Source organism: Bradyrhizobium erythrophlei, from assembly GCF_042430365.1.
Lineage (GTDB): Bacteria > Pseudomonadota > Alphaproteobacteria > Rhizobiales > Xanthobacteraceae > Bradyrhizobium > Bradyrhizobium erythrophlei.
This window is the reverse complement of sequence record NZ_JBHMET010000252.1, coordinates 50,334-57,518: the sequence shown is the minus strand read 5'-3', so window position 1 is coordinate 57,518 and position 7,185 is coordinate 50,334. Positions and strand designations below refer to the sequence as shown.

Below are 7,185 nucleotides of genomic sequence, written 5' to 3'. Positions count from 1 at the left end.
CCACCTGCCCAAACACACAGCAATGCTTCAATTTCTGGGTTTTTCAGCAGACTGCTAGACATAAATCAATGATTGCTTCGCGCGGCGGAGTTTGGACGTCGCGGATAACGCTCCGGCGACCGGCCCTGTGCTAGTAAGGCATGATGAGATTAGGTCGCGCTGGAACGGCATCGGAAGATCACCTCTCCCGTGGGAGAGGCATAGGCCGCCTTCAGGCGGCTGTCCTTGAAGAGAACGCCGAAGCGAAGCTTCGGCTATGGCGCAGCGCCGGGTGAGGGGTTACGATCCCTCGATAGAGCGGCGCCCCCTCATCCGATTTGCTGCGCAAATCGACCTCTCCCCGTTGGGGAGGGGTGAACCGACCGCGGCCGAACCGATTCAACCAAGATTCATCCCGCTTTAGTTAGAGCCCCGGCAAGCAAGCTTGTCGAGGCGTTGGAGGCCATGCAGATCCTTGCCACTATCGCGGTCACGACCGCCCTTTGCGCCGGCTTCGCGGCCGCCGGTCTCTATTCATTCCTGCAGTTCATGATCCTCATCGTCGACGAGGAATAGGTCCGCGGGCGCGCCAGCCCGAGTTCGGGTGGCGCGCGGGCGGCTCAATAAGCTTCCTGATACATCAGCGCCGCGGCGGTCCGGAAGATGATCCGGATGTCGAGCCAGATGCTCCAGTTGCTCACATACCAGACGTCGTACTCGACGCGCTTCTCCATCAGGTCGATGGTCGGCGTCTCGCCGCGGAAACCGTTGACCTGGGCCCAGCCGGTCAGGCCGGGCTTCATGTGGTGGCGGTAGACGTATTTGCTGATGAGCTGGTCATAATAATTGTCATGGGCCAGCGCATGGGGGCGCGGTCCGACCAGCGACATCTCGCCGCGCAGCACGTTCCAGAGCTGCGGCAGCTCGTCGATGCTGGTCTTGCGCAGGAAGCGCCCGACCCGGGTCACCCGCGAGTCCTGCTTCTTGGCTTGTGTGATCTTGTTGCCGTTCTCGGTCACACGCATGCTGCGGAACTTCCAGATCTCGAACGGCTTGCCGTTGAAGCCGCGGCGCGACTGCCGGAAGATAACCGGGCCTGCGGAATCGAGCTTGACTAGGATCGCTGCCGTGATGATCAGCGGCGCCAGCATCAGCAGGGCAAAAGACGCAAGTCCGATGTCGAGGCAGCGCTTCTGCACCCGCTCGAACACCGACAGCGGCGGACGCTGGATCTCGATCGCGACGGTTCCGCTGACCGGCAAAAATGGCCGCGACACCAGATCGGCGATCGGAAAATCCGGTAACAAGCGGATCGGCTGCGGGACCACCCGCAGATGCTGGCTCAGCTTCTGCAGCATCGGCAGCTCGTTCCAGTCGATCGCCACCAGATATTCGTCGACATCGGCGGCGCGCGACTGCCGGATCACATCGGTGATCTGCCGATTCCAGGCCGCGTCGTCCTGATCCTGCGCCGGGTTGAGCACGAAGTGACGCACCACGTCAAAACCATGCTTGCGCAGATCCTTGAAGCGGTTGGACGTGAAATCCAGGGCGCGGAGGCTGAGCAGGATGACCTTGCGGTCGATCAGCCGCTCCTTCGCAAAGGCGGACGACAGGCAGTAGCGCCAGATCACGCGATGCGTGAGCAGCCCGCCCGCCCCCAGCAGCGTGAACGTGATGATGGTGCCGCGGGACAGGTTCGCCGTCGACTTCAAGAGAAAGGCGGCGACCGCGAGCGTCGTGAGCGCGAACAACCAGATCACGACGACCTTGCGTGACTGCCACAAGGTGCTGAGCAACCTATGGTTGTCATAGACGCCCTGAAAGTAAGCGGCCATGACGAACACGATACCGACAATCAGCCCTGCACCGAGCGAATTATCCGGATCGGTCGGCGAATTCATGAACTCGCGATAGAGCGCGCTGGCAGCCACGTAGCTCAGCAGGATCACGAGGAAGTCGCCGGCGATGATGAAGAGCTGAAACGGCCGTTGCAATGAGGTGCCGCGGTTCGACGCCAATACGCGGAGACCATCGGAGCCATACGTGGTTGCAGACATCTCGAACCTCTTTACTTCAACGGCCGCAGGCCGCGCGAACAACAACAAACAAACACAACAGATGCGGGCGGAAAAAATCGGACACTAGATGCGGCGGAAAAAACTCGGACACTGCGAAACGGCTTGCACCAAAACGTGGTCGACGAAGTTTGGGATTTGCGCGAAATGCCTGCGGAAGTTGTTTACCAAACACAGCGATATTGTGGCACCGCACCAAGAAAATCAATTTCGTTCTTCGCATTGCAAAATTGTGACTGCGATCATTCACAGCATGATGCACGAGCAATCAATTCGTGATGTGTGATTGTTCACAAGCGCACAGAATTTGCGCGCGAAAATCATCGCGCAACGAAGACTGAACGGCTGCACGACTTGACATCACGCGAATGACATTTCGTTGAGCAACTGCTTCGCATCGGTGATCACGGCATTGCGAAAGAAACGCGTCGATTCTGCGGTCCGCGCATGCAGATCGATCCGCCTGCAACTCTGGCGTAAGAACAAATTGACTTAAGCACTTAAACCAATCTTAGGCGGCCATCGTTAAGCAATGTGGCGTCAAGGAGTAAGTGTTGTGACCACGTTGGTTGTTTGCAGTGCGTTGATCGGATTGGTTCTGGGAATTCGGTTCCGCTTTTTTGTCTTGATACCGGTCCTGCTCCTTGGCTGTGTCGCCGTCGCCGTGGCTTCAATCGGCCAGAATTGGTCATTTGTTCAGGCGCTGTCGGCGGTTGCCGCATTCGTTGCGCCTCTCCAGATCGGATATCTCGTCAGCGCGTTCGTCAGACATGCGGTCGGTCCCGCCGTGATGGTCGGCCGTGCGGCACCGCTCGAGAGCCCGGAGCTCCGTTGAGGCCAGCGCGGGCCATTTTGCCTTCCGCTCGTCGTCCGGCCGCCACAATCGGCGCCCCATGCAAGGCGGCGCCGACTGATTGATCCTCAAAACGAGCACGAGAGCGGGACTTGGCGGCATCAAGCCGCTGAAAACTCACCTCGCGCGCGGAGCAATTCAAAGTTAAAAGAGAGGGTTCCTGGCGAATCCTTCTTACCTTGCGATTTGCCTCTTCGGCCGGGCGCTCGGGTCGCCGCCGTATAAAGAGTCCTTATCCACCTGATGCTGTCAGCGCTGCGACAACTGACGTCGACCACAAAACCCCGGCTTCCGGATGGAGTTCGCATCTACGCGATCAGCGATATTCACGGCTGCGCGCATCTGCTCAGGCAGATGTTCCGGGTGATCGACGCCGACGTCGCGCACAGCAGGCCGTATCGCGCGATCGAGGTATATATGGGCGACTATATCGACCGCGGTCCGGACACGCGGCGCACCCTTGATCTTCTGGTCGAGCGGGCCCGCCGCGGCAATGTGGTTTTCCTGAAGGGCAATCACGAGGCCTTTCTCGGCGAGGTGGTTCGCGACCCGTCCCGCCTTCCCGACTGGCTCAGGGTCGGCGGATTGCAGACGCTGTTGTCCTACGGCCTTTCGCCGTCGCCGGCCCCGCAGGAGGACGAGCAGCGGACGTTGATCCGCGAGCTTGCCGCGGCGATGCCGCCGCTGCATCGCGAATTTCTCGGCCGGCTGCGGCTCAGCTTCACCTGCGGCGATTTCTTCTTCGTGCATGCCGGCGTGCGCCCGGGCACGCCGCTGACCGAGCAGCGCGAGGCGGACCTGTTGTGGATTCGCGACGAGTTTCTCCAGAGCAAGAAGAATTTCGGCAAGTACATCGTGCACGGACATACGCCGGTTCGCAGCGCCGAGATCCTGCCCAATCGCGCCAACATCGACACCGGCGCCTACGCGACCGGAAACCTGACGCTGCTCTCGATCCAGGGATCGAGCATGCTCGCGGTGTAAGGGCGCTGCGGTTCGCCTAAGGCCTCGCCGCCCGCGGCGCGAGTGGCACGAAGTCGTCCGGACCGGGGGTCCCAGGCGAACATCCCTTTAGACGCGATGATAGTCGCGATACCACGCGACGAATGTCTCGATGCCCTGCTCGATCGCGACATCCGGCCGGAATCCGACGTCGCGCACGAGATCGTCGATGTCGGCAAAGGTCTCCGGCACATCGCCCGGCTGCATCGGAAGCAGATTCTTCTGCGCGACGCGCCCGAATCCATGCTCGAGCAGCGCAACGACATGCATCAGCTCTTCCGGCTTGCTGTTGCCGACATTGTAGATGCGCCACGGCGCGTTGCTTGATCCGGAATCTGGGCTTGCGCCGGACCAGTCCGGATTGCCCTGCGGCACACGGTCGATGACCCGCTTGATCGCCTCGACGACGTCGTCGATATGCGTGAAGTCACGCCGCATCTTGCCGTGGTTGAACAGATTGATCGGCCGCCCCGCGGTGATCGCGTCGGCAAACAGATAGAGCGCCATGTCGGGACGATACCACGGCCCATAGACGGTGAAGAAACGCAAGCCGGTGGTCGGAAGGCCATAGAGGTGGCTGTAGGAATGCGCCAGCAACTCGTTGGCCTTCTTGGTCGCGGCATAGAGGCTGACCGGATGATCGACATTGTCATGCACCGAGAACGGCAGCTTGGTATTGGCGCCGTAGACCGACGACGACGAGGCAAAGACGAGATGCCGGCAATCGCCCTGCCGGCATCCCTCCAGGATGTTCAGGAAGCCTTCGAGATTTGAATCGGCATAGGCATGCGGGTTCTGCAGCGAGTACCGCACGCCGGCCTGCGCGGCCATATGCAACACGACGGGAAACCGATGCCGGAGGAACAGCGCCTGCATCCCTGCCCGGTCGGCCAAATCGAGCTTTTCGAACGCAAAGTTGGAGAACGTCGTGAGCTGCTCGAGCCGCGCCAGCTTGAGCCGCGGATCGTAATAGTCGTTGAGATTGTCGATGCCGACGACCGACCCGCCTTCGCCCAGCAGCCGTCGCGCGAGATGAAAGCCGATAAAGCCCGCACAGCCGGTAACTAGCAAATTGGCCACGATCCGCTTCCCACCAATGTTGCCGAAGGCCGACGCCCGGATCACAACTTTGCGTCAACCGGGCATCCCCGGGACACAATTCCACGGGTCCAATCCCCGGATGCGCCGAACAGGGAGGCCATTCCTACCGATATTGCAGCAACGATCAAGCGCGAACGGTGTCGGCCGGGCCGCGGAAGGCCGGGTCATGTGTGGAAAAGCCCCGTCTTGCCGCCGCCTTGAAGGCCCTTGGCGCGCGCTAGCCGGGGATCGTGGCCTTGTAATCCGGAAAGCGGCTCAGCACCGCCGCCTTCATGAACTTGAAATGCGCGATTTCGGCCGCCAGCTCCTTCAGCCGGCGCTGTCCGTTGGAGATCTCGGCCGTGAACAGGTCCTGGTGGTAGTTGTCGAGGTCCTCGCGCTCCAGGTACTCGTCGGTGCCGTTGCCGATCGTCACGGCGGCGCGGGCCAGCACGTCGTCGACCCGGCGGCTGAGGCCGGTCTGCTCGCTCTCGGCCGCATGCAGCGCGGTTTCGATCGCAGCCACGATTGCACCGATCCGGGCGCGATCGGTCTCGGCGTCGCGCTCCGGCGAGCGCGCCCGGAAGCCTTGGTCACCCAGGCGGCCCTTGATGTAGTTGTGCGCGCGAGCGCGCAGGAACAGCTGAAACATCCGCGTGTGTCCAAGTCAGGCGCAGCCAATGGGCCAAAATCGCCTTGCCTTAGTTAAGAAACGGTAAATTCCCGCGACGTCCGGTGCGGCTCGCGGCCATCCACTGCCCCCAGGCCCGGTCGTGCTTGCGATAGAGCTCGAGCCAGCGCTGCGCCGGCTTGCTTGCCGGCCGGCCGCTGGCGTCCCACAGCACGTGCCCGGCATCCTGCAGACCCGACTGATGGTCGAGGCGCTCGAACTCGAAAGTCTCCTCGAAGGTGAGGCCGATCAGGACGCGCCGTCCGTCATCGTCGATAAAGTAGCGCCGCGGCGAGTTGTTCCTGAGATCAGTCATCTTGCACAAGCCCGTCTGCAATCTAACACGTCTCACCCCTCGATCAACTGTCAGCGCGAGGGCCGAGATACGACGACGCACGCCGGTGGTCGATCCGCGCAGCCGTCTCGTCGCCGTCATGCAATGAGCGCCGCTGTCGGGGGCACAACATCTGCATGGCTAGAATGCCCGGCGGGCATGTCCGAATGTGGTGAGGGGCAATCGCGATCTGTCTGGTGTCAGGTGCGCCGTGCGCCGCCTGTATGATCGCCAGACGCGCATGCCAAATCCGGCGAAGAAGCCCGCGAAGAACGTCACCAGCAAGACAAGACTACCAAGCATTTTCCGTCTTCCCAATTCACCCTGGTGCGCATCTTCAGTCGGAAGTTGTGACCGCATCATGATTCAGCGCGCCGAAAGATTGTTCATCCGCTGAATTTTTTGTGCACCTCAACGACGCAGAACTGATCAGCCGCGCATTGATCTCCTGCATTTCAGGAGAAGAACCACAAGGCGAACTTCAGGAACATCGTGCTCAAGAGATAGACCCATCCGGTCATCGCGAGCAGCACCAATCCGACAAAGACGCCGGAAAGACTTCGTTCTTTCAACTGCGTCAGCAGAGGAAACTTGAATCGATAGACCATGCGTCAGGCTCCCCCACGTCGCCGCAAAGCGCTACCGATCAAATTCGGAAATCTCGTGACGCGACGTCGCGACGGCGACAGCGGGCTCGCCAAGACCGTTCGCTGGTACCTCGCGAACCGGTCGTGGTGGCAGTCGATCCAGCAGTCCGGCTATGAGGCGAGACGGCTGGGGCTTGCGGTCCCGTCGTCTCAAACAATCGCGCGTCTCGACTAGGTGCGCCGGGTGCCGTCGTCCCGTTGGCCCGGCATCACCCTGTCTTGGCCCGTCATCCCCTGTCACGCTCCGACATGGAAGAACACGAACCAGACAAGGCCGAGGATCAGGACCGCGAGGCCGGTTGATACCGCAAGCAGCGCAAGAATGGACGGGCCCGGCGCGGCCTGGCGCGCTGCGCTTGGGGGGTCGACGATCTGACCGTGTCGTTCCGTTGCCATGGCAACCTCTTGCGTTAAGTGCCTGTAATCTCGGCTATTGCCGCCCGCCTTTCGAAGAGCCAACGCCTGATGGGGAGCGATGTTCCGGAGGAACGGGCGTGCGGCGACGGCGGCTGCAAAAAGTCGCACCTCGCATTGGACCGGAT

At 61.2% G+C, this 7,185-nt stretch carries 8 protein-coding genes; 2 read left to right on the top strand and 6 right to left on the bottom strand.

Features of this window, described 5'->3' with window-relative positions; all coding sequences use genetic code 11:
• Positions 1-599: 599 nt before the first annotated feature.
• A complete protein-coding gene (locus ACFFWD_RS37935) occupies positions 600-2,039 on the bottom strand; it encodes an undecaprenyl-phosphate glucose phosphotransferase (protein WP_376974468.1) in 1,440 nt (479 codons plus the stop codon).
• 1,114 nt (positions 2,040-3,153) lie between these two features.
• Here ACFFWD_RS37935 and ACFFWD_RS37930 point away from each other — a divergent pair.
• On the top strand, positions 3,154-3,894 hold the full coding sequence (locus tag ACFFWD_RS37930) for a metallophosphoesterase family protein (RefSeq protein WP_376974466.1): 741 nt from the start codon (positions 3,154-3,156) through the stop codon (positions 3,892-3,894).
• Positions 3,895-3,981: 87 nt separating this feature from the next.
• Here ACFFWD_RS37930 and ACFFWD_RS37925 read toward each other — a convergent pair whose 3' ends face one another.
• The 4 genes from ACFFWD_RS37925 to ACFFWD_RS37910 all read right to left on the bottom strand — a co-directional run bounded on the left by ACFFWD_RS37925 (position 3,982) and on the right by ACFFWD_RS37910 (position 6,604).
• Positions 3,982-4,992 (bottom strand): NAD-dependent epimerase, encoded by a 1,011-nt coding sequence (locus tag ACFFWD_RS37925; RefSeq protein ID WP_376974464.1) that lies wholly within the window; start codon positions 4,990-4,992, stop codon positions 3,982-3,984.
• A 238-nt stretch (positions 4,993-5,230) separates the two neighbouring features.
• Complete coding sequence (locus ACFFWD_RS37920; protein WP_376974462.1) at positions 5,231-5,644, bottom strand: hypothetical protein; 414 nt, start codon at positions 5,642-5,644, stop codon at positions 5,231-5,233.
• Between the two features lie 49 nt (positions 5,645-5,693).
• The gene (locus ACFFWD_RS37915) at positions 5,694-5,978 is read right to left on the bottom strand and encodes a hypothetical protein (RefSeq protein WP_376974460.1); all 285 of its coding nucleotides are present in this window, start codon (positions 5,976-5,978) and stop codon (positions 5,694-5,696) included.
• A 473-nt stretch (positions 5,979-6,451) separates the two neighbouring features.
• Positions 6,452-6,604 (bottom strand): hypothetical protein, encoded by a 153-nt coding sequence (locus ACFFWD_RS37910; RefSeq protein WP_376974458.1) that lies wholly within the window; start codon positions 6,602-6,604, stop codon positions 6,452-6,454.
• Between the two features lie 55 nt (positions 6,605-6,659).
• Here ACFFWD_RS37910 and ACFFWD_RS37905 point away from each other — a divergent pair, with 55 nt between their 5' ends.
• Positions 6,660-6,818 carry a hypothetical protein gene (locus ACFFWD_RS37905; protein WP_376974456.1) on the top strand — a complete coding sequence of 53 codons (159 nt, stop codon included), beginning with the start codon at positions 6,660-6,662 and terminating at the stop codon, positions 6,816-6,818.
• Between the two features lie 62 nt (positions 6,819-6,880).
• Here ACFFWD_RS37905 and ACFFWD_RS37900 read toward each other — a convergent pair whose 3' ends face one another.
• Positions 6,881-7,039, bottom strand: coding sequence for a hypothetical protein (locus ACFFWD_RS37900; protein ID WP_376974454.1), 159 nt, complete (start codon positions 7,037-7,039; stop codon positions 6,881-6,883).
• Between the last annotated feature and the right edge of the window lie 146 nt (positions 7,040-7,185).

Excerpts from the sequence above, each read along its gene's own strand:
- ACFFWD_RS37900 (WP_376974454.1), bottom strand. The coding sequence starts at position 7,039 with ATGGCAACGGAACGACACGGTCAGATCGTCGACCCCCCAAGCGCAGCG.
- ACFFWD_RS37915 (WP_376974460.1), bottom strand. The coding sequence starts at position 5,978 with ATGACTGATCTCAGGAACAACTCGCCGCGGCGCTACTTTATCGACGAT.
- ACFFWD_RS37930 (WP_376974466.1), top strand. The coding sequence starts at position 3,154 with ATGCTGTCAGCGCTGCGACAACTGACGTCGACCACAAAACCCCGGCTT.
- ACFFWD_RS37935 (WP_376974468.1), bottom strand. The coding sequence starts at position 2,039 with ATGTCTGCAACCACGTATGGCTCCGATGGTCTCCGCGTATTGGCGTCG.
- ACFFWD_RS37920 (WP_376974462.1), bottom strand. The coding sequence starts at position 5,644 with ATGTTTCAGCTGTTCCTGCGCGCTCGCGCGCACAACTACATCAAGGGC.
- ACFFWD_RS37910 (WP_376974458.1), bottom strand. The coding sequence starts at position 6,604 with ATGGTCTATCGATTCAAGTTTCCTCTGCTGACGCAGTTGAAAGAACGA.